The following is a 714-nucleotide window of genomic DNA, read 5'->3' as shown; positions in this document are numbered from 1 at the left end:
ACGCCTCATGTTCCAGGCAGGCCAAGAGGTGCGGATCGTCGCGTGTGAGGACGACCCGCGTGCAGTCGGCAGGACCGGTCGCATCGTTGACGAAGTCCCCCCGGGGCCGCTGACAGGCGGCCGGTGGACCGTGAACCGGGTCGGGCTGCTCATCGGCCCCGTCCTGTGCCACTCCCACGAACTGCGGCTCGCCTGACGGCTGCCCGCGTCGCCCCGGCCACTACCGGGGCGGCAAGGGGAGCCGGACAGCCCGGCCCCACCTCTGGGAGGTCACTGTGTACAGCTACACCCGAGCCGAGTCCCGCGAGCGTTCCCGGCTGTTCCGCAGGGGTTTCCGGCAGGCCATGGCCGACTGCGTCGACAGCAAGGTGACGGCCCGTATCGCGGCCATCGACGCCGTGGCGGCCGAGCGTGGGCAGCGGGAGCTGAAGGCGCTGCACGAGGTGCAGGCCACCGCCCGCCAGAACGTGGCCGCCGCGAAGGCTGCCGAGCGCACCGCGCCCCGCAGCGACAAGGCCGCCGCGCGTCAGGCCCGCAAGGACGCCGAGCAGCGTCTGCGGCTCGCGGAGCGGGCCGTTCACAAGGCCGAGCGGAGCTGAGCGGGGTGGCCGGCCCCGGCCAAGGAAACCGGCCACCCCCTTCTTTCCCCCGGTCCCGAACCATCGAGCAGGAGGAAGTACCAGCATGACGGACACCACGGCACCGGCCGCGCAT

The 714-nt window shown here is 72.7% G+C and carries 2 protein-coding genes; both read left to right on the top strand.

Annotated elements, in window-relative coordinates:
* Positions 1 to 196: hypothetical protein (locus tag V9U70_RS00175; protein WP_336672326.1), on the top strand; the 196-nt coding region annotated here is incomplete at its 5' end.
* A gap of 79 nt (positions 197 to 275) precedes the next feature.
* Positions 276 to 599, top strand: coding sequence for a hypothetical protein (locus V9U70_RS00170; RefSeq protein WP_336672325.1), 324 nt, complete (start codon positions 276 to 278; stop codon positions 597 to 599).
* Positions 600 to 714 lie beyond the last annotated feature (115 nt).

The organism is Streptomyces pratensis (assembly GCF_037137275.1).
Lineage (GTDB): Bacteria > Actinomycetota > Actinomycetes > Streptomycetales > Streptomycetaceae > Streptomyces > Streptomyces pratensis_B.
Note: the sequence above shows the minus strand (reverse complement) of the source record. Positions and strands in the feature narration are given on the sequence as shown.